Origin of the sequence: Streptomyces sp. NPDC098781 (assembly GCF_044759995.1) — a bacterium.
GTDB lineage: Bacteria > Actinomycetota > Actinomycetes > Streptomycetales > Streptomycetaceae > Streptomyces.
The window spans coordinates 171,088-190,174 of sequence record NZ_JBIWAK010000009.1; the positions used below are offsets into that span (position 1 = coordinate 171,088).

Here is a 19,087-nt window from a genome sequence, read left to right on the forward strand (position 1 = left end):
ACGTGAACTCGGGGCCGCGCCCAGGATGAGCCCATGACGCATATCGCCGCTCGGACGGCCAGGCTCGCCCTGGTCGGGGACCGCTCCCCCAACGTCGCCTCGCACACTCGCGTGCCGCTCCTGCTGGACGCCCTCGCCGAACGCGACCGGCTCGTCCTCGACGCCTACTGGATCCCCTCACGGGACGCCGAGGCCGACGACGCGGTGCGCGGCTTCGACGCCGTGTGGGTGCTGCCGGGCAGCCCGTACCGCAGTGAGGCGGGTGTGCTGTCGGCGATCCGCACCGCGCGCGAGGCGGGCATCCCGTTCCTCGGCACTTGCGGCGGCTTCCAGCACGCGCTCCTGGAGTACGCGCGTCAGGTGTGCGGCCTGAGCCGCGTCGCCCACGCCGAGACCGACCCCGACGCCGACGACTTCCTCATCGAACCCCTCGCCTGCTCGCTGGTCGGGCACGAGGCGGTGGTGCGGATCGAGCCCGGTTCACTCGCCCACGCCGTCATCGGCTCGGAGCGCACGGTCGAGCGGTACTTCTGCGCGTACGGCCCCTCGCGTCACCTCGACACCCTGCGTGCCCGCGGACTGCGCTTCACCGGGCACGACGAGGACGGTCATGTGCGGATCGCCGAACTGCCCGGCCATCCCTTCTTCCTGGCCACGCTCTTCCAGCCCGAGCTGTCGGGCGACGGCTCACGCCCGCACCCGGTCGTCCGGGCGCTGGCGCGAGCCGCGGTCGAGCACGCGGCCGCACGGAACCCCGTCACGCGCGTGTGACGCGTGGATCCCGCCACGCGCGCGCTCGTCAGCCCGTGTGCCCCTCCCCATGGCCGCCGTGACCACCGCCGTGGTCGAACTTCAGGGCCTGCGCGGGCATGACGACGAAGGGCCGCATCATGCCCATGTCCTCGTGTTCGAGCAGGTGGCAGTGGTACATGAACCGGCCGTACGCACCGTCGAACTTGCCCATCACACGCAGCATCTGGTTCCCGGGCACCCGGAAGACGTCCTTGTACCCACGCTCGTTCGGCGCCAGCGGGATCGTCGTGCCGGCGTCGTGACGCACGGGGGTGCGGGTGCCGCCGATCGCGGGGTCGAAGCCGGAGACGTCGTAGGCGTCCCGGCCGAGCAACTGGAAGTCGGCCAGGTGGATGTGCATGGGATGCACGATCGGCGCGATCTCGGTCTCGCGCAGTACGTCGTCGGAGGCCGGGCGCAGGACGGGAGGGACGGGCAGCGGGGCCGCGTACGGCGTGAGTTCGCCGGTGTCGGGCTGCCGCCGCGCCGTCCCGGCCTTGATGTCGCTGTCCGTGAACCTCTCGATGATGTCGGTCAAGGTCGAACACCCCCGTGTGTTCTCGTTGTCTGTTCCCCTCGTCCCAGAAGACTCCCGGGGCACCGACGAAGTTCCGTGAATATCCCGTTCCGCACGGAAAGTTTCGGAAAGGGCATCCGGAGGCGGGAAGCCCGTTGTCAGTGGCGGCTGTTACGTTCTGTGACATGACCGATGAAGCACTCCGGGCGCTGCGCGAGCACCCTCGCCTGGCCGAACTGGCGGCATTCCCCTTCGACTTCGACCTCGACCGCGCGGCCCACGGCCATGCCGAGGAGGTACGCCTCGCCTCGGGCGGTCCGCTCGACATAGTGGCGGGGGACGCCTCCGGGGGTACGTACTTCGCGTGCGCGGACGGCTCGATGCTGTACGCCGACTCGGAGGGCTCGGCCGGGATCGTCGGCTCCACCGTCGACGAGGCGCTGGAGATCAGGATCGGTCTGGCGGAGGCCGAGGACGAGGAGGAGCCCGAGCAGCAGGGTGAACTGGAGCGGGCGCGGGCCGAACTGCGCGCCGCGCTCGGCTTCCCCGACCGCTCCCGGGCGGAGCTCGAAGCCATGCTCCGAGCCGCGCTGCTGCGCACCGAGCCCGACTTCGTGCTGCTGAACGACACGGAGCACAGCGCCTATCAGCTGCTCGACACATACCCGCGCCCACCGCTGTGGGAGCTGGTGCTCGCGAGCGGCCACGCCGACCTCGCGCTGCTGCGCGCGGATGACCGCACCGCGTGGCGGCAGGTCGCCGAGGATGACGTACGGCGCCGACTCGCCCTGCGGGCCGCGCAGTTCGACCGGGCCGAGGGCGACCTGGAGCTGCTTCGGCAGCTGCTGCGGCACGAGACGCGATCGTCGATGACGGACGAGCTGCGGCTGGCCGCGGTGCTGGTGGGGTTGCGCGGCGACACGGGAGACCTGCCGCTGCTGCACGAGGTGCGGGAGACGGACTTCGACACCGCGTGCGGTCTCGGCGGCATACCGGAACCCGGGGCGAGCGCCGAGGAGCTGCGCGAGTGGGCGCGAGAACTCGACGACTCGATGTTCGGTACGGACCCCTCGGACGAGCCGGTGAGCACCTGGACCGACCTGGCCCGCGACCAAGGCATGACGGAGCTCGCCCGGGTGACGCTGATCCGCGAACTCGACGAGATCTTCATGGACCAGAGCCGGCTCATCCGCCCGGACACGCCCCGCACGCTGAGCACGGCGCCCTTGAGCGCGCTCGCCCGTGACTTCGAGGAACTCGGCGATCTGCCCCAGGCGCTGCGCGCCCAGCGGCTGTGCGCCTCGCTCCAGGAGACGGCGTGGGACCGGCTCTCGGCCCGGCACACCCAGGCCCGGCTCGAACGGGACTCGGGCCTGCTGTCCGACGCCGCGAGGTCCCTGACCGCCGTGCGGGACACCCTGGCCGTTCCCGGTGACGACTCGCTGCGCGACTGGCAGCGGGTCAACCTCGGCCGCTTCATCGCCGAGGAGCACTATCTGCTCACCCGCGCCCTGGCCGACGCCGGCCGGCCGGAGGAAGCACGCGCACTCCTCGCGGCCGCCGACGCGATACTCGGCGAGCTCTCGGACAGCGCCGCGCGTGGCGTCCGGGAGCTCGCCGAGCGGACCGCGGCGCGGGTGCGGGAGGTCAGCTGAGGGCGGGCACGGCGGGCGGGCGGTCCGGCAGGAAACCGTGGGCACGGCGGGCGAGCCACTCGGCCTTGTAGCGGTCGACCTCCCGGTGCCAGTTCAGGATGCCCGCCATCCAGTTCTGGAGGTCGGCCACGTAGTTCTCCATGATCTCCCGGGCGTCCTCCGACAGCGCGAAGTCCTCGTACATGACCGGCAGTTCGTGCGCGGCAACGTGTTCGAACTGCTGCATGCGCTGGGTCATCAGGTCGTGGACGACATGGAGCGCGGTGGGGTAGTCGATGCCGAAGAAGTTCTGTACGACGAGGACGGCGTTGTGGATCTCGCCCTCGTACTCGATCTCCTTCTGGTACGAGAAGACGTCGTTGAGCAGACAGGCGTAGTCGACGGCGGCGTTCTCCAGGGAGCGGACGGGCCCGCTGCGGTACACCTCCGCCGGTACGGCGGGACCGTGGCCCATCCGGCAGAGGCTGAGGGTGAGGTCGGCGCCGAAGGTGGCGCGGCGCATCTCCAGGTAGTCGACCGGGTCGGGGATGCGGTTCTGGAACTGGTTGGACAGCTCCCACACCCAGCTCTCGGTCATGACGTTCACGGCGTCCTTGAGGAAGCGCCGGTGCTCGGGGGACATCTCCGCCGTCGTGCTCGCCCACAGGTCGGCGAGTCCGCGTTCCATCGCGTTGAGCGGGACGACGGCCTGCTCGCCGTCGAGCGGCATGCAGGCGGACAGACGCTGTGTGGTCAGCCGGGCGGCGGCCAGGTCGCGGCGGTGGCCGTACACGAGGGGGTAGTAGTCGTCGCCGTAGGTGCCCCAGGCGAGCCACCGCGAGCTGAGGTCGAGCTCCTGCGGCGTGGCGTCCGGGTCGAGGCCGGCCGCGCACAGCGGGAGGTCGTAGGCGGCGAGCTTGTCCTCGTCCCAGACTCCCTCCTGGAGGATGCCCATGCGATGCGTCCACTCGGTCAGCCGGCCGCGGGCGCCTTCGAGGTGCGGGCTGAGCTGCACCTCGAAGGGCATGTAGAAGTCGGGGAGCCGGGACGGGCCGACCTTCTGGTACGGCACATGCGTGTAGGCGCGCAGCCGCTCGGCGCCGGCCGCGGCGAGCAGCGCGCCGACGTCGGCGGCGGAGGTGCCTGGACCGGTCAGGGCGTGCCAGGGCGCGGTGGACTCGGCGCGCGCGTTCATGTACCGGCTGGAGCGCATGTGCCATTCGTGGCCGCCGGACTGCCAGTCCTGAAGTCCCCGGGTGTACGCGGCGACCGCGGCGACCTCGTCGGGGGTGAGCCCGTTCTCCAGCGCCACCGCGGGGACTTCGGTGAGGGCGGTGTGCTCGAACTGGTGGAGCCGGGAGGTGAGGACGTCGTTGACGGTGTCGGCGGCCTCCTGGGTGGTGCAGCCGAAGAAGGTCTCCAGCACCAGGACGCCGTTGCTGAGTTCGCCCTCGTCCTCGACCTCGCGCTGGTAGGAGAACAGGTCGTTGCGCAGGTGCACGGCGTCGGAGAAGGTCTCCATCAGCACCCTGAGCGGCCTCGACTCGGCGACGGAGGCCGGGACTTCGGCGGTCGCGTACTCCACGAGGCCCGACGACCAGGGGGCGCCGCCGACCTTGCGGCGCATCTCGATGTACTCGACGGGGTTGGCGACGCGGCCCTCGTTGATGTTGGAGAGCTCCCACAGGGACTCGTTGAGGAGGTGTTCGGTCGCCACGGAGAAGCGGCGGCGCCAGTCGGCCGACATCTTCGGCACCGTGCGGGTCCACAGGTCGGCCAGGCCCGCCTCGACCGGGTTCTGCGGCTCGGGCATCGGGGTCGCCGGGTCCATCGGCATGAACAGGGGCAGCCGGTCCAGATAGGCCTTGCCGCCGGCGCGGTCCTGGGTGCGCTTGAAGATCTCCAGGAAGTGGTCGTCGAAGAAGAAGACCCACACGTACCAGTCGGTGATCAGGGACAGCGCGGGGCCGTCGCACTCGGGGTGGGTGTAGGCGCAGAGCAGGCCGTAGTCGTGCGCGTCGAGGTCGGCCTGCTCCCAGATCCCGGACCCCTCCAGCATGCCCATCTCGCGCGCCCACTCGGTCGAGTGGGCGCGGGCCTCGTCGACATGTGGGTTCAGCCGCGCGGGATACGGCATGTAGAAGTGCGGGAGTTCGAAGGGCTGCTGCGTCATGGCCGGGCACTACCCCCGGCCCTCAACGGGCATCCGCGGCGCGGGACATGATCACACCATCGCGTGAATCATGGGTGAATCCGGGAGTTCTCGCCGGGCCTTGTGGCGTTCATCTCTACGCGCGCAGACTTTTGCAGCTCCATGTGTTTCTCCCGCCATGTGTCCCCTTGCCCCCTCCCGCACCGGAGTCGCGATGACCCACACCGGTTCCCTCTCCCGCCGCACCGCGCTGGCCTCTCTCGCCGGGGCGGCGCTGGCCACGACGGCGGCGTTCCCGGCCTCGGCGACCGAGCGGCACGGCCGTCGGTCCGTCCGGTTCGCCACCTTCAACGCCTCCCTGAACCGCGCCACGCAGGGCGCCCTGATCACCGACCTGTCCACGCCGGACAACGTCCAGGCGCGCAATGTCGCCGAGACCATTCAGCGGGTCGACCCGGACGTCCTGCTCATCAACGAGTTCGACTACGACGCGCAGGGCAGAGCGGTCCGTCTGTTCCAGCGCAACTACCTGGCCGTGGGGCAGCGCGGCGCCGAGCCGGTCCGCTTCCCGTACCACTTCACGGGTCCGGTGAACACGGGCGTCGCCACCGGCGTCGACCTCGACGGCAAGAACGGCGCGGTCACCACGCCGGGTTCGGACGCGTACGGCCAGGACGCGTACGGGTACGGCTGGTTCCCGGGGCAGTACGGCATGGTCGTGCTGTCGAAGTTCCCGATCGACACGCGCGCGGTGCGCACCTTCCAGCGCTTCCTGTGGAAGGACATGCCGGGGCACATCATGCCGCCCGGCTACTACAGCGACGAGGCCCGCGCGATCCTCCGGCTGTCCTCGAAGAGCCACTGGGACGTCCCGGTGTGCATCGGCCACGACACCGTGCACTTCCTGGTCTCCCACCCGACGCCGCCCACCTTCGACGGCACCGAGGACCGCAACGGGCGGCGCAACCACGACGAGATCCGTCTGTGGGCTGACTACGTCGGCGGCCGCCGGCGCAGCTCGTACCTGTACGACGACAAGGGCCGGCGCGGCGGTCTGCGGCCCGGTGCGCGATTCGTCATCGCCGGTGACAACAACGCCGACCCGTACGACGGGGACAGCTACGGCCACGCCATCCAGCAGCTGCTCGACCACCCGGCGGTGAACCTCCCGGTCACTCCCCCGGCCAGCTCGGGCGGTGTCGAGGCGCGGCTCCAGGGCGGCGCCAACACCTCGCACGTCGGGAACCCGGCGTACGACACCTCCGACTTCGGCGACATCGCGCCCGGCAACCTCCGGGTCGACTATGTGCTGCCGTCCAAGGGGCTGACGCCGGGCGGGAACGGGATCTTCTGGCCGACGTCGGACGACCCGCTGTACCGACTGGTGGGCAACGGGACGACGGTGCCCACGTCCGACCACCGGATGGTGTGGCAGGACGTGCGGGTGAGCTGACCGACGCGCTGCAACTCCCTTGCCGGCCGGGCTCTTCAGAAGCATGGCGGGGACGCGTAAGGGTTCCGTAAGCCGGAGACCGGCCGGTGACAGGGGTGACGCGTGGTCGACTGGGAGCAGGCGGGTGCTGTCAGCACCGGCCTTCTCCTTGACCCCTGACTGCACGATGAGAGGCGATACATGAACCGCGACCGCGTACACCTCGGGCGGCTGAGCCGCATGGTCACGGCCGGAGCGTTCGGCGCCGCCCTTGCCCTGGCCGCGGTCGGTCCCGCGGCCGCCGACGGCGGTGGCAATCAGACGCCCGTGGTACCGAGGACCAACAGTCCCGCGACCGCCTACGCCTCCATCGGCACGGTTCCGACGACCCGCATGGGCACCATCTGGGCGGGCACCAAGGTGGACATGCAGTGCTGGGCGGACGGTGCCTGGTCCAACGGCACCAACCGCTGGTTCTTCGTCAGCGCGCCCGGCATACACCCCCAGAACGGGTCGTCCGTCCGGGTGTCCGGATGGATCTCCGCCAACAAGGTCTCCAACCAGCGTGTCGTCCCGCACTGCTAGTTAGCGGCTGACCGGCGCCCAGAGCTGCGATCCCGGCGGTGACAGGGTGGGCAAGGGAGCACACCTCGCCCACCCTGTCGCCGCCGCACCCTCACGCCCCGGCAGCGGCCCCGCCCCCAGCTCCGTCTCCGGAGTTCACGCCCCCGGACAAGCCCCTCTGTCGGTCTTCACCGAGATACGTCACCTTGGTCACATGACCTCCTCCCCGGGGACCCCGGCCGCTCCTCCCGTCCCCGACGTCTTCGACCCCCGGCAGTACGCCACCGGCGTGCCCTACGCCGCGTACCGCGTCCTGCGCGACCACCACCCCGTCGTCCGGCAGGAGGAGCACGAGGTGCTGGGCTGGCCGGCCGGGCCGGGGTTCTGGGCGGTGACGCGGCACGCGGATGTCGTGCGGGTGCTCAAGGACTCGGCGACGTACTCCTCGTACATCGGCGCGACCCAGATCCGCGATCCGGATCCGCAGGACCTGCCGTTCATCCGGCGCATGATGCTCAATCAGGATCCGCCGGGGCACGGTCGGTTGCGGAGGCTGGTCAGCCGGGCCTTCACACCCGGCCGGGTCGACCGGTTCACCGGGGTGGCGCAGGGCAGGGCACGGGCGCTGCTCGCCCGGGCCCTGGACTCGGCCCGCGCGGCGGACGGCACCGTCGACCTGGTCACCGCCCTCACCGACGACTACGCGCTGCTGAACCTCGCCGACCTGCTCGGCGTCCCGGAGGCCGACCGCAAGCTGCTGCTGCACTGGACCCAGCGGGTCATCGGCTATCAGGATCCGGACGAGGCGGGTCCCCAGCTGCGCGACGCACAGGGCACTCCGGTCAATCCGCGGTCGCCCGCGATGCTGCGGGACATGTTCGACTACGCCCGCCAACTGGCCGCGCACAAGCGACGGTTCCCGGACGACGATGTGATGACCACGCTCGCCCACGACGCCGAACTCGCCGGACCCGAGCTGGAGATGTTCTTCTTCCTGCTCACCGTCGCGGGCAACGACACCGTCCGCAGCGCCGCGCCGGGCGGGCTCCTGGCCCTCGCCGAGCATCCGGAGTGGTACGAGCGACTCCGCGGGGGGCATGTCGAACTGCTCCCCTCGGTGGACGAGTTGCTGCGCTGGCACCCTCCGGTCCTCACCTTCCGCCGGACCGCCGCCGAGGACACTGAGCTGGCCGGGCGGCGTATCCGCGCGGGCGACAAGGTGGTCGTCTTCCACGCCTCCGCCAACCGCGACGAACGGGTCTTCGCCGCCCCGGACCGGCTGGACCTGACCCGCGCGCCGAATCCGCACGTGTCCTTCGGTGACGGCCCGCACGTCTGCCTCGGCGCGCACTTCGCGCGGCTCCAGCTACGGGTGCTCTACCGGGAGACCCTGCGAGCACTGCCCGTACTGCGCCCGGCGGGACCGCCCAAGCGGCTGGTGTCGAATTTCATCAATGGCATCAAGTCGCTCCCGATGCACGTCACTTGAGCCGGGCGCGCGGCGGCGAGGTCAGCTCCGCACCTGGATCAGCGCGTGCGTCCCACCCGTCCGCCACTTCTGGCCCTCCGCCGCCACCAGAGCCTCTTCCGTGCGGGCGTCCAGGCCCGTGATCACGTCGGACTTCAGGGTGCGCAGAGCGGCGACCGGGCCCGGGAAATGGGCGGTGACGTCGGTGAAGGGTGTGGTCGGCGGCCAGAGCCGGTCGCCCACGAGGCGGCGGTAGTTGAGGTCGCCCTTGACTACGGTGAGGGTCGCGGCGGCCAGCTCCTCGCGGAGGTCGGCGGGCATCTCCGCGAAGGGCAGGGGCGCACTGGAGAAGGGGTGGGCGCGGACGGTCAGGCGGCCGTCCGTCATCGCCGACCAGAGTGTGTGGCCGTATGCCGCCGCCGCGCCCGGTGCGGTCGTCAGCCGGCGCAGGGCGTCGAGCACATCGGCGTGTGTGGCGTCGGAGACGTAGTACGGATACGGCTTGATGTGCAGGACCGCTTTGCCGATCCGCCCCTCGGTGAGGAGGTGGGCGACGAGGAGCAGGTCGGGGACGAGTTCCCGGCCGGCGTTGTCGGCGATGAGGCACAGGGTGGCCGAGCCGGTGGGCGGGAGCAGGGACCAGAAGGTCTCGCTGTCGTCGGCGACCAGCGGCGGGGTGTCCGAGCCGGTCTCGTCGTGCTCGGCGGACAGCCGGAAGCCGAGGTCGGCGCGGTTGCCCCACAGGGAGCCGTGCAGCAGTGCCCGCTCCCGCTCGTCGGTCGGCCGGTCGTCGAGCTCGTCGAGGGCGGAGAGCTCCTCGTCCGTCTCCGGGGCGTCCAGCTCGGCCAGCTTGGAGGGACGGAAAGGGTCGATGCCCTGCCAGGGTCCGGGGGTGAAATAGCCGACGGCTTCGAGGAGTTGGCGGTAGAAGTAGCTCTCCGACCACAGCCACGGTACGTCGAACCAGGAACGGCCGGTGTACTCCTCGGCACCCCACTGCGTCCAGCGGTCCCGGTCGTGGGCGTCGGCGGGGAGCGGCTCGATCACGCCCTCGACGCAGCTCGCCAGCAGCGCGTCCAGGGCCTGCTGCCGCTCGGGGCCGTACGGGAAGGACTCCCGCACCTGTCGGATGATCGCGGGATGCCGTTCGGCGAGCACGCTGTGCGGGAACGAGCCGGGTTCGTTCCCGAGGAGCACGGGCACGGGCGGGGTGTCGGACCTCTCGGGCATGTTCCTCACCGTACCGCCCGTGTCATACGGCTTTGATCTCCCGTTCCAGCTGTGTCGCGAGCGCGAGGTAGCGGGCCCGGCGGGGCACCGGGACCAGGCCGCGGATCATGAGGTGCCACATCTCGGCCACTCTGCGCGGCTGCCGCGCGACGGGTTCGAGGGAGCGGCCGACGACGCGGGTGCCGACGTAGAAGCAGACCAGGGCGTGTGCCGCGGCCTCCGCGTCGACGTCCGGGTGGATGTCGGACTCCTTGGCGGCGGCGTGGAGTTTGCGGGTGGTGATGTCCAGCAGCTCGGTGAAGGGGTGCCGCAGCGGCGGCCGTATCACCACCGAACCGGTGGCCAGGCGCAGTCCGGCCCGGGTGATCGGGCCCTCGACGGCGAGGCGCGTGATACCGAACGTCGTGCGTATCAGCGCCTCCAGCGAGGTGTGGCCCCGGGCGTCCATCTCACTCGCCATCTGGCGGGACGCTCTGGACTGCAACTCCATGATCGCCTGGGCGAGGTCCTCCTTCGCGGCGAAGTGGAAGTACAGCGCGCCCTTGGTGACCTGGGCCTGCTCGACGATGTCGCTGAGGCTGGTCGACTCATAGCCGTGACGGTCGAACAGCTCGGCGGCCGCCGTGAGGATCGTGGTGCGGGTCTGTTCCGCGCGTAACTGCCTCGCCATCGGCTGGACTCTCCTGGGACCGGGAAAAGAACGGGTCATGCCGTTTGTTTCTTACTCCCTGTACACGATAACTCACTCGCTCGCGGTACCCACCCCGCACTCGAAGACTGTCGACTTCCCTTGCTGTCCCACGACTTGGACGTCGGCTCCGTTCGCACCCGGCTGGTCGACCACCACTATCCATACGGGTAGGTCGAGTTCGGCGTACCGGTGGAAGACGGCGTGGAAGGAGACGGGAGTTCGCCGGCCGTTCCCCGTCCGGGCGTGAGCGGCCTGGCGGGCCGCCTCCAGCAGCAGCATGCCGGGCACATGGTCGAGCGGATGATCGAAGAAAACGGCATGGGCGGTATCGACCCGCAACTGCCAGCGGTCGGGGTGTTTGGAGGGACTGAGGACCACGTCCCCGGGCAGGGCGCGGTCCACGACGGCGGGCGGCAGTCCGGGCGGTGGTGGCGGCGCGGCCACGCCGGTCGCGGTGCGGCCGCCCCGCAGCCGGCGGTAGACGGCCGCGTCGGTCCAGGTCACGGCCACGTGCGCGGTCGCGACGCGCTCCGCGCCCAGCCGTACGTCGGTCTCGTAGCGGAAGCCCGCCGGACGGCCGCCGCGGCGGTCGACGTCGGTGACGGAGATCCGCAGTTCCGGTTCGGCGGGTGCCGGACCGAGGGCCAACTGTCCGGGATACGTGGTGATTCCGAGTTCCCTGAGCACGAACTGGTGGCCCAGCGGGACCTCGTAGGCGGTGTGCGCGAGGAGCGCGCCGACCTGGCGGACGGTTTCCGCGACGAGCAGCGGTTCGTACGCCGACCGGTCGGGCGACACGTGTAACTGATGGGCGCGCGGCCATTCGGCGAAGGCGGTGAACTGATGGGTGCCGGTGCTGTTCACCCCGGTGAGAAACGTTTCCGCCACCGAGGATCGGTGCACCAGCTGGCGGGGTACCGTGGCGGTCAGGTCCTGTGGCGCGTGAGGGATGCCGGCGAGCGTGGTCGTGGCGGGCAGGCGCGGATCAGACATGTCCCCTCCTTGGGTCCCCCGTATGTGCGCTGACAGACGGCGAGGTGCCCGTGCCGCGAGCGTTAGAGTACGAGCCGACCGGTTTGTTTTCAATGCGGCCTCGGGGTCGCTCGGCCCCTGGCCGGAACCGCTCCGGCGCACACCGGGGCGCGCGGATCGGACCTGCTGCGGCCGGAAGTTCGGAGGGGCTGCCATGGCGAGGCAGGAGCGCGCCATCAGAACGCGGAAGGTGATCCTGGAGGCCGCGGGCGCGGTCTTCGACGAGCACGGCTACGCCGCGACCACCATCGCGATGGTCCTGGAGCGCGCCGATGTGACCAAGGGCGCCCTCTACTTCCACTTCCCCTCGAAGGAATCCCTCGCCCAGGCCGTGCTGGACGAGCAGTTGTCGCTCGGTGCCGTGCCGCCGCAGCCGTGCAAGCTCCAGGAACTCGTCGACGTCACCTTCGTGTTCGGTCAGCGGCTGCTCACCAACTCCCTGCTCAAGGGGAGTGTGCGGCTGGCGGTCGACCAGTGCGCGCCGCCGGGTGTGGACCACTCCGGACCGTTCCGGCAGTGGGCGGACCATCTGGTCGGCGTGCTGGAACTGGCCCGTGATCAGGGCGAGTTGCTGCCCTCCGTGGAACCCAGACAGTCGGTGGAGCTGCTGGTCGGCGCCTTCGCGGGGATCCAGTTGATGTCCAGGGCGCTGACCGACCGGAGCGACCTCGCCGAGCGGATCTCGGTGCTCTGGGGACACCTTCTGCCGAGCATCGCGGTGCCGGCCCTGCTCACCGGGATCGACCGCAGGCCCGATCGGGGCGTGCGGGTGCTGGCGGCCATCGAGGAAGCCGGTTTTGAGCAGGCCGGCTTGGACGTGTCCGTACGCTGAGTGCACGATCTCCGACCGGAGTGACGGTTTCCGTCACCACCCGGGTCGGTGACCACGACGAACGGCGGGCCGCCCGATGCCCCATCCGCATCGGTCGGCCCGCCAGCTGGTGACGCGCGCCCCGTCAGGGCCCGCGTTCAGGTGTCGGCCGTGCTCAGAAGGTCAGCTTCCAGCTGTTCAGCCGGCCCGTGTCCTGGGCCGCGGTGTCCTGGACGCGCAGCTTCCAGGTGCCGTTGGCGGTCTCGCCGGAGGCGTTCACCGTGTAGGTGGTGCTGACGTTGTCCGCGGAGTCCGAGGAACTGGCGGCCTTCAGGCGGTACGTCGAGCCGTCCGGGGCGACGAGATCGACGACCAGGTCACCGCGGTAGGTGTGGGTGATGTCCACGCCGACCTGGAGGGCCGAGGGGGCGTTGCCGCTGCGGCCGCTGACGGTGATCGGGGACTCGATCGCCGAGCCGTTGTCGGGGATGGAGACCGCGGTGGTGCTGGTGAAGGTGGTGCCCCCCGTGGAGCCGCCGGACCCGCTCACCGCATGCACCGTCTTGGCCGCGTCCGCGAGGCCGGCACCGCAGCCGCCCGAGCAGGTACCGGGCAGAGTACGCGAGTTGGTCTTGATCGCGGACTCGATCTGTGCCGGGGTCAGCGACGCGTTGGCCGACTTCATCAGCGCGGCCAAGCCCGCGACGTGCGGGGCGGCCATGCTGGTGCCCTGGTAGTAGTCGTAGTTCTCCGCGGACGGAGCCTGCGCGCCGGAGTTCAGCGTCGACAGGATGCCGTTGGAGGTGACGGAGTTGGTCTCGCCGCCGGGCGCGGCGATGTCGACGACCGAGCCGTAGTTGGAGTAGTAGGAGCGGTTCCCCTGGCGGTCGGCGGCCGCCACGCTGACGACGTTGTTGCAGCTGGCCGGCGAGTAGTTGGCCGCGTTGTCGTTGCTGTTGCCCGCCGCGACGACGACCGTGGTACCGCGGTTGACGGCGGCGTTGATCGCGCTCTGCGTGGCGCTGGTGCACGCGCCGCCACCGCCGAGGCTCATGTTGATGACCTTGGCGACGTTGGTGTTGGCCGGGACGCCGGAGACCGTGCCGCCGGACGCCCAGGTGATGGCGTCGATGATGTCGGAGTCGTAGCCGCCGCACTTGCCGAGGACGCGCAGCGGGGAGACCTTGGCGCCGTAGGCGATGCCGGCGACGCCCTTGCCGTTGTTGGTGACGGCGGCGATGGTGCCGGCGACATGGGTGCCGTGCCAGGAGGAGTCGTAGGCCGGTTCGCCCGACTGGCACTCGCTCGCGGCGGTCCAGTCGCCCGGGTCGGCCGGGTTGCTGTCGCGGCCGTTGCCGTCGTTGGCCACGGTGGCGTCGGAGATGAAGTCGTAGCCCCCGACGATGTTGGCGCCGAGGTCGGAGTGGGTGACGTACCCGGTGTCGATGACGGCGACGGTGACCCCGCTGCCGGTGGCGACGTCCCAGGCGCCCGGCACGTTCATGCCCGCGGTGGTCTCGAAGAGGTCCCACTGCTTGGTGTACTCGGTGTCGTTGGGCGTGGCCAGCGGCTTGTTCAGCCGGTCCGGTACGACGTAGGCGACCTGCGGGTCCGCCTGGTACTCGGCGACGACGTCGGCGACGTCCGTCCTGGTGAGGTGCTCGCCGAGGTCGACGAGGGCGGCGCCGGAGCCGAGGCGGCGCCGGAAGTCCAGGTCCTCGCCGGCCTCCTTGCCCTTGGCGGCGGCGTCGGCCTCAGCAGCCTTGTTCGACTTGGCCTCCGCGGCGCCGGACTTGTAGCCGACGATGAGCCGCTCGGCCGGGGTGCCGGGTGCGGCCTCGGCCTGTGCGGCGGGGACGGCAGCTTCCCGGGGCTCGGGTTCCTGGGCCACCGCGACGGTGGTGGCGGCCGTGAACAGCGTGGCGGAGACCGCGGCGACGGATATCAGCTTCCGTCTGAGGGGTGTGGAGGTGCGCATGGGGAGTGCCTTTCGTGGCCGGCCGTACTCCGGGCAGCGCGGAGCGGCGGACGTTTTCGCTTCGTCCTCGAAGCGGCGGGGGGTGACTCGAAAGTGCGGGGGCGCGGTGGCCGGCCTGGCGCGGGGGCCGATCCGTTCGGGGTTACCTTTGGGTCGGCTGTGGTCGAACGATAGGCAAAGAGAAGGTCATCGGGATACAGGGGAAACCCTCGATCCGGCCGGAAACCCACCCTCTACGTCGGACAGTTGACCGGTATTGACGGTCTCTGCCCGGTTCGTCGCACAGTGAACGCGCCGGGCCGGTGGCCCGTACTGGACGAGGACCCTTCCCGCCCGGCCGAGGAGACGTTCCGGATGTCCCGGATGCCCAGGATCAGATCGCACCGCTCCGCTCTGGCGGCCGCCGCCGTCACGCCGTTGCTGCTCACGGTGTGGACGGCGGGCCCCGCTCAGGCACACGGCGCTCCGACGGATCCGGTCAGCAGGGTGTACGCCTGCTCGCCCGACGGCGGCAGCCCTTCGGGGTCGGCGGCGTGCCGGGCGGCGGTCGCCTCCAGCGGCGCGCCCTTCACGGCCTGGGACAACCTCCGGATCGCCAATGTGAACGGGCGGGACCGGCAGGTCGTCCCCGACGGCCGGCTGTGCAGCGGCGGGCTGCCCGCGTACCGGGGCCTCGACCTCGCGCGCGCGGACTGGCCGTCGACCCGGCTGACCCCGGGTGCCGCTCTGGCCATGCGGTACGCCTCGACGATCCCGCACACCGGCACGTTCCGGCTCTACCTCACCGAGCCCGCCTACGACCCGACGAAGCCGCTCACCTGGTCCGACCTCCCCGAACGCCCGTTCGCGGAGGTGAAGGACCCGGCACTGACGGACGGGGCGTACCGGATCAGGGCGACGCTCCCGTCCGATCGCGCCGGACGGCATGTGCTGTTCACGATCTGGCAGAACAGCAGCACGCCGGACACCTACTACTCGTGCTCGGACGTGGTGTTCCCGGGAGGCGGAAGCTCCGGGAGCGGTGGCGGCTCCGCCACGACGTCCGCGCCCACGGACAAGGATCGCGCCAACGACCGTACGACCGCGGGAGCTTCACCGACGACGAAGCCGCGGGCGGGCGAGCAACGCACACCTCCCGCACCCTCACCGTCCGCACCGGCCGCCACCGAGACCCCGAACACCCAGGCCGACAGCACCCCCGTGGCCTCCACCGAAGCCACGGGCACAGGCCCGTCCACGCCGGCCCTCGCAGGCGGCGCCGCCGCGGTGCTGCTGCTCACCGGGGGCGCCGCGCTGGTGTTGCGGCTGCGTCGGAGGTGAACTACCAGAGGCGGGGCGTCAGTTGATGTAGACCGCCTCGCCGCTGCCGGTCACCGGAGCGTACTTGGCGGTGAAGTAGCCGTTGGCGAAGCAGAGGGACGAGCCGGAGACCTTGGTGAACTGGGCCCTGGTGAAGTTGATGCTGTTGTCGTCGTTGCTCGCCGTGCCGGCGAGGCTGGGGGCCTGGTAGACGCAGTTGATGCTGCCCAGCAGGGTGCGCAGCACGACCGTGGTCTGGATGGTGGAGCCCGCGGCCGGGGTGACGGTGACGGTGCCCTCGGAGGTCACGGCGGCGCTGTACGGCAGGTTGTTGACCGTGATGCCGGTGACGCCGAGCACGCCGACCACGTTGGTGGTGCAGCTGGCGGCGTCGAAGGTGTGCGCGGAGACCGACTCCGTCGCGGTGCCCGGCGCGCCGGGGTTGTCGGTCACGGTGGCCGTGAACTGGGAGGACGTGCAGGAGATGCCGCTCGTGCCGGTCGCGCTGGAGTAGAACGTGGCGGCGGTGCCGCCGGCCAGCGGCGCGGTCAGGACCTCGCCCGCCGCGACGGCCGTACCGCCGACGGACCCGGTGGTGAGGACGGCGCCGTCGGCCGCGGACGCCGGGACAGCCAGGGGGAGGGTGAGGGCGGCGACGGTGCCGGCGAGGGTGAGGAGGGTGCGTGCACGCATGCGGGTGTACCTCGTCTTTCGTTGCGGGGGTGTGCCCTGAGGGCCCGAGGGCTCAGGGGGTTCGGAGGGTGTGGGGGGGCGCGCGAGTGCGGTGGGGCCGTTGCCGGTCCGTGACGCCTTCTCCGTACGACACGGACCGGCAACGGCGGCCCGGCCGGTGGCCGGCCGGAGACCGTGGGGAGGGCTCCGGCCGGACCGGGCGGGGGGTGCGGCCGGCACGGACCGAGGGGGAAGCGACCGTGACGGCGCCGTGGACTGATCTCGCGAAAAGGAAATGTGAAGGGCATCAGGCCGGGAACGCGGGCAGAGGCCGCGCGGCGGCGGATCCGGCGCCACGGATCCAGGGGGGAACCAGGGAGAGTTGTAGACCTGAGGGTTCGTCAACGTCAAGGGTGAGTAAGGGAGTTGTTGTTCCGGCAGACGTCTTTCGCGGTTCTTGACGGCTCATGACCCACAGGTGGCACACAACCGACACTCTTTTTACACAACCGCCTTGACCCTCGACTGTAACCACCGGTAACTTCCGGTCCTGGCTACTGCGGAGTACGAGAAAGCCCTTGCACCCGCCGGGAGTTGCGAGGAGACGTGCGCCGTGGGCGCTGTCCGCGCCAGGACAACGTGCCGCTGACATCCGATGCCCTACCCGCACTGTCTGCACCTGGGAGCAGTTATGGAAAGCGGTTCCGTGTCCGAAGCGTCCGACGCGTCCGAGAACCACGGGAGCCACGGGAGCCCGGAGAAGCCCGAGAGCCCCGACGGCCCCGCGAGACGCGGGCGGGTCCGGGCGCGTCGCGCCGCCGTGATGGCGGTGCCCGCCACCCTGGTCGCCGGCACGCTCGCGGTGCTGACCGCCGAGGGCGCGCTGGGCGTGCAGTTCGCCATCTCCGGCATGCCCTTCACGGTCACCGCGACCGAGCTCAACGGCACCGGCTTCGAGCAGTTCGGCGGCCTCGACAACATGGCGCCGGGCAGCCCCAACGAAGGGGACACCGGCGGCCAGGTGCTCGTCGTCACCTCCGCGATCAAGAACGCCACGCTCACCAAGCTGTGCCAGAGCGTCGACCTCGGCGGCACGAATCTGCTGATCACCGCGGGCAGCGGCGCGGAGAAGGTCACCGCGACCGATCTGGCCACCGACTCGACCGAGCTGTCGGGTGACGCGGCGTTCAGCAACATCGAGATCGGCAACGACGCGAGCACCCTGACCAAGGCCGGGGTCAAGGGGCCGATCGGCGTCTTCAGCCAGCAGGCGGACACCGTGCGCATCGCCGATCTGCGCCAGACCAACTACGCGACGACCGCCGGTGTGTTCAAGCTCCCCGGGCTGAAGCTGCGGTTCAGCAGCACGGGCTGCTGATGCGCGGGCCGGATGGACTGCGGTCGGCCTTCCGTCGCCGGCGGGCCGACCGGCCGTTCTGGGGCGGGCTGCTGCTCACCCTGGGCGGGGCGTGGATCCTGCTCACGATGAAGGCCTCACTGAAGGTCGTTCTGCATGTCGGCATGCAGGGGCTGGCGGGATACCTGCTGCCGGCACTGATGGTGCTGCTCGGTCTGCTCACCGTCTTCAACCCGGCGCAGCGCCTCTTCTACTCGATCACCGGGGTGCTGGTCTCGCTGGGGACCTGGCTCACCTCGAACCTCGGCGGGTTCTTCGTAGGGTTGCTGCTGGGTGTGGTGGGAAGCTGCCTCATCTTCGGCTGGCTGCCCGACCAGGAGCCCCGGCGCGGCCGGCGGGAGCGTCGGCGCAACGCCGTGGGAACTGGTTGAGTTCGGCGGGCACGGGTCCCTGAGGGCCTCTCGCGCCGCCCTGGCGGAACCGCGGCTCGACACAGCCCCGCGTGCCGATAGGTTGGCACGCGGAACGCCAACTCGCCTGTGGCCGCTGGAGGTTGTGTGCCCGCCGACCGGATCGACACCGAGATCCCCCACTCCGCCCGCATCTACGACTACATCATCGGCGGCAAGGACCACTACCCGGCCGACCGGGAAGCCGGCGACGCCATGGTGCGGGAGTGGCCGGCGCTGCCCGTGCACATGCGGGCCAACCGCGACTTCATGCACCGGGCCGTGCGCCATCTCGCCGAGGAGGCGGGGATACGGCAGTTCCTGGACGTGGGCACCGGGATCCCCACGTCACCCAACATCCACGAGATCGCCCAGTCGGTCGCTCCCGCCTCGCGGGTCGTCTACGTCGACAACGATCCCCTCGTGCTCGCCCTGTCCCGGGGGCTGCTGTCCGGCACACCCGAGGGCAGGACGGCGTACATAGCGGCGGACATGCGCGACCCGGCGGCCATTCTCGACGCCCCGGCGTTCCGCGAGACCCTCGACCTCGGTGAGCCCGTCGCATTGGCCGTGATCGCGATCGTGCACTTCATGCTGGACGAGCACGACGCCGTGGGGATCGTGCGTCGGCTCCTTGAGCCGCTGCCCGCGGCCAGCTGTCTCGCGATGTCGATCGGCACCGCCGATTTCGCGCCGGACGAGGTCGGCCAGGTGGCCCGGGAGTACGCGGCGCGGGGCATGCCGATGCGGCTGCGCACCAGGGCCGAGGCCGAGGATTTCTTCACCGGTCTGGACCTCATGGCACCGGGCATCGTCCAGGTCCACAAGTGGCGCCCGCACGGCACGGACCCCGAGGTGATCCGGGACGAGGACATCGCGATGTACGGGGCCGTGGCGCGCAAGCCGAGTTGACCGGTTTGCGAGCGCAAGCGGCAAGGGCGGTCCGGTCGCCGGTCCGGCCTCCCGCCAGCGGTTCATCACGATGTGGGAGCAACAACTCACGCCTTGT

At 70.7% G+C, this 19,087-nt stretch carries 16 protein-coding genes and 1 pseudogene; 10 read left to right on the top strand and 7 right to left on the bottom strand.

Going from position 1 to position 19,087, the window contains the following annotated elements; translation table 11 throughout:
- Window positions 1–33: 33 nt before the first annotated feature.
- Window positions 34–771: a hypothetical protein gene (locus tag ACIQWG_RS32205; RefSeq protein ID WP_404102082.1), complete on the top strand. Its 738-nt coding sequence runs from the start codon at window positions 34–36 to the stop codon at window positions 769–771.
- A 28-nt stretch (window positions 772–799) separates the two neighbouring features.
- Here ACIQWG_RS32205 and ACIQWG_RS32210 read toward each other — a convergent pair.
- Window positions 800–1,174, bottom strand: a pseudogene (locus tag ACIQWG_RS32210) (multicopper oxidase domain-containing protein); the annotation flags it as partial.
- A 320-nt stretch (window positions 1,175–1,494) separates the two neighbouring features.
- Here ACIQWG_RS32210 and ACIQWG_RS32215 point away from each other — a divergent pair.
- A complete protein-coding gene (locus tag ACIQWG_RS32215; RefSeq protein WP_404102084.1) occupies window positions 1,495–2,964 on the top strand; it encodes a hypothetical protein in 1,470 nt (489 codons plus the stop codon).
- Here ACIQWG_RS32215 and cyc2 read toward each other — a convergent pair.
- Window positions 2,957–5,116 carry a germacradienol/geosmin synthase Cyc2 gene (gene cyc2 / locus ACIQWG_RS32220; protein WP_404102086.1) on the bottom strand — a complete coding sequence of 720 codons (2,160 nt, stop codon included), beginning with the start codon at window positions 5,114–5,116 and terminating at the stop codon, window positions 2,957–2,959. The two genes, ACIQWG_RS32215 and cyc2, sit on opposite strands and share 8 nt — an antisense overlap.
- 193 nt (window positions 5,117–5,309) lie before the next feature.
- Between cyc2 and ACIQWG_RS32225 the strand changes: the two genes are divergently transcribed.
- From ACIQWG_RS32225 to ACIQWG_RS32235, 3 genes are all read left to right on the top strand, one after another.
- On the top strand, window positions 5,310–6,548 hold the full coding sequence (locus ACIQWG_RS32225) for an endonuclease/exonuclease/phosphatase family protein (protein WP_404102088.1): 1,239 nt from the start codon (window positions 5,310–5,312) through the stop codon (window positions 6,546–6,548).
- 180 nt (window positions 6,549–6,728) lie between these two features.
- Entirely contained in the window at window positions 6,729–7,112 is a 384-nt protein-coding gene (locus ACIQWG_RS32230) for a hypothetical protein (protein ID WP_404102090.1), read from the top strand.
- Between the two features lie 193 nt (window positions 7,113–7,305).
- Window positions 7,306–8,580 (top strand): cytochrome P450, encoded by a 1,275-nt coding sequence (locus ACIQWG_RS32235; protein ID WP_404102092.1) that lies wholly within the window; start codon window positions 7,306–7,308, stop codon window positions 8,578–8,580.
- A gap of 21 nt (window positions 8,581–8,601) precedes the next feature.
- Here the strand turns inward: ACIQWG_RS32235 and ACIQWG_RS32240 are convergent, their stop codons facing one another.
- The 3 genes from ACIQWG_RS32240 to ACIQWG_RS32250 form a co-directional block, all read right to left on the bottom strand.
- Window positions 8,602–9,789 carry a damage-control phosphatase ARMT1 family protein gene (locus tag ACIQWG_RS32240; protein ID WP_404102093.1) on the bottom strand — a complete coding sequence of 396 codons (1,188 nt, stop codon included), beginning with the start codon at window positions 9,787–9,789 and terminating at the stop codon, window positions 8,602–8,604.
- A 22-nt stretch (window positions 9,790–9,811) separates the two neighbouring features.
- On the bottom strand, window positions 9,812–10,459 hold the full coding sequence (locus ACIQWG_RS32245; RefSeq protein WP_404102095.1) for a ScbR family autoregulator-binding transcription factor: 648 nt from the start codon (window positions 10,457–10,459) through the stop codon (window positions 9,812–9,814).
- A 72-nt stretch (window positions 10,460–10,531) separates the two neighbouring features.
- Window positions 10,532–11,473, bottom strand: a complete 942-nt coding sequence (locus tag ACIQWG_RS32250; RefSeq protein WP_404102097.1) for a ScbA/BarX family gamma-butyrolactone biosynthesis protein — start codon at window positions 11,471–11,473, stop codon at window positions 10,532–10,534.
- A gap of 193 nt (window positions 11,474–11,666) precedes the next feature.
- Here ACIQWG_RS32250 and ACIQWG_RS32255 point away from each other — a divergent pair, with 193 nt between their 5' ends.
- Complete coding sequence (locus ACIQWG_RS32255; protein ID WP_404102098.1) at window positions 11,667–12,344, top strand: ScbR family autoregulator-binding transcription factor; 678 nt, start codon at window positions 11,667–11,669, stop codon at window positions 12,342–12,344.
- A gap of 154 nt (window positions 12,345–12,498) precedes the next feature.
- On the opposite strand, the gene ACIQWG_RS32260 is transcribed toward ACIQWG_RS32255, so the two are convergent.
- Window positions 12,499–14,301 carry a S8 family peptidase gene (locus tag ACIQWG_RS32260; protein WP_404102099.1) on the bottom strand — a complete coding sequence of 601 codons (1,803 nt, stop codon included), beginning with the start codon at window positions 14,299–14,301 and terminating at the stop codon, window positions 12,499–12,501.
- A 363-nt stretch (window positions 14,302–14,664) separates the two neighbouring features.
- On the opposite strand from ACIQWG_RS32260, the gene ACIQWG_RS32265 reads away from it, so the two are divergent.
- Window positions 14,665–15,621 (top strand): lytic polysaccharide monooxygenase, encoded by a 957-nt coding sequence (locus ACIQWG_RS32265; protein ID WP_404102101.1) that lies wholly within the window; start codon window positions 14,665–14,667, stop codon window positions 15,619–15,621.
- Between the two features lie 18 nt (window positions 15,622–15,639).
- Here ACIQWG_RS32265 and ACIQWG_RS32270 read toward each other — a convergent pair whose 3' ends face one another.
- Window positions 15,640–16,293 carry a Tat pathway signal sequence domain protein gene (locus ACIQWG_RS32270; RefSeq protein WP_404102102.1) on the bottom strand — a complete coding sequence of 218 codons (654 nt, stop codon included), beginning with the start codon at window positions 16,291–16,293 and terminating at the stop codon, window positions 15,640–15,642.
- Between the two features lie 670 nt (window positions 16,294–16,963).
- Between ACIQWG_RS32270 and ACIQWG_RS32275 the strand changes: the two genes are divergently transcribed.
- The 3 genes from ACIQWG_RS32275 (at window position 16,964) to ACIQWG_RS32285 (ending at window position 18,990) form a co-directional block, all read left to right on the top strand.
- A complete protein-coding gene (locus tag ACIQWG_RS32275; protein ID WP_404102104.1) occupies window positions 16,964–17,650 on the top strand; it encodes a DUF6230 family protein in 687 nt (228 codons plus the stop codon).
- The gene (locus ACIQWG_RS32280) at window positions 17,650–18,060 is read left to right on the top strand and encodes a DUF6114 domain-containing protein (RefSeq protein WP_404102105.1); all 411 of its coding nucleotides are present in this window, start codon (window positions 17,650–17,652) and stop codon (window positions 18,058–18,060) included. Before ACIQWG_RS32275 ends, ACIQWG_RS32280 begins: the two co-directional genes overlap by 1 nt.
- Window positions 18,061–18,186: 126 nt before the next feature.
- Window positions 18,187–18,990: an SAM-dependent methyltransferase gene (locus ACIQWG_RS32285; protein ID WP_404102107.1), complete on the top strand. Its 804-nt coding sequence runs from the start codon at window positions 18,187–18,189 to the stop codon at window positions 18,988–18,990.
- The last annotated feature ends 97 nt before the right edge of the window (window positions 18,991–19,087 follow it).

Bases quoted from the DNA above. Each gene is read 5' to 3' on its own strand.
- ACIQWG_RS32205 (WP_404102082.1), top strand. From the start codon at position 34: ATGACGCATATCGCCGCTCGGACGGCCAGGCTCGCCCTGGTCGGGGAC.
- ACIQWG_RS32215 (WP_404102084.1), top strand. From the start codon at position 1,495: ATGACCGATGAAGCACTCCGGGCGCTGCGCGAGCACCCTCGCCTGGCC.
- cyc2 (WP_404102086.1), bottom strand. From the start codon at position 5,116: ATGACGCAGCAGCCCTTCGAACTCCCGCACTTCTACATGCCGTATCCC.
- ACIQWG_RS32225 (WP_404102088.1), top strand. From the start codon at position 5,310: ATGACCCACACCGGTTCCCTCTCCCGCCGCACCGCGCTGGCCTCTCTC.
- ACIQWG_RS32230 (WP_404102090.1), top strand. From the start codon at position 6,729: ATGAACCGCGACCGCGTACACCTCGGGCGGCTGAGCCGCATGGTCACG.
- ACIQWG_RS32235 (WP_404102092.1), top strand. From the start codon at position 7,306: ATGACCTCCTCCCCGGGGACCCCGGCCGCTCCTCCCGTCCCCGACGTC.
- ACIQWG_RS32240 (WP_404102093.1), bottom strand. From the start codon at position 9,789: ATGCCCGAGAGGTCCGACACCCCGCCCGTGCCCGTGCTCCTCGGGAAC.
- ACIQWG_RS32245 (WP_404102095.1), bottom strand. From the start codon at position 10,459: ATGGCGAGGCAGTTACGCGCGGAACAGACCCGCACCACGATCCTCACG.
- ACIQWG_RS32250 (WP_404102097.1), bottom strand. From the start codon at position 11,473: ATGTCTGATCCGCGCCTGCCCGCCACGACCACGCTCGCCGGCATCCCT.
- ACIQWG_RS32255 (WP_404102098.1), top strand. From the start codon at position 11,667: ATGGCGAGGCAGGAGCGCGCCATCAGAACGCGGAAGGTGATCCTGGAG.
- ACIQWG_RS32260 (WP_404102099.1), bottom strand. From the start codon at position 14,301: ATGCGCACCTCCACACCCCTCAGACGGAAGCTGATATCCGTCGCCGCG.
- ACIQWG_RS32265 (WP_404102101.1), top strand. From the start codon at position 14,665: ATGCCCAGGATCAGATCGCACCGCTCCGCTCTGGCGGCCGCCGCCGTC.
- ACIQWG_RS32270 (WP_404102102.1), bottom strand. From the start codon at position 16,293: ATGCGTGCACGCACCCTCCTCACCCTCGCCGGCACCGTCGCCGCCCTC.
- ACIQWG_RS32275 (WP_404102104.1), top strand. From the start codon at position 16,964: ATGGAAAGCGGTTCCGTGTCCGAAGCGTCCGACGCGTCCGAGAACCAC.
- ACIQWG_RS32280 (WP_404102105.1), top strand. From the start codon at position 17,650: ATGCGCGGGCCGGATGGACTGCGGTCGGCCTTCCGTCGCCGGCGGGCC.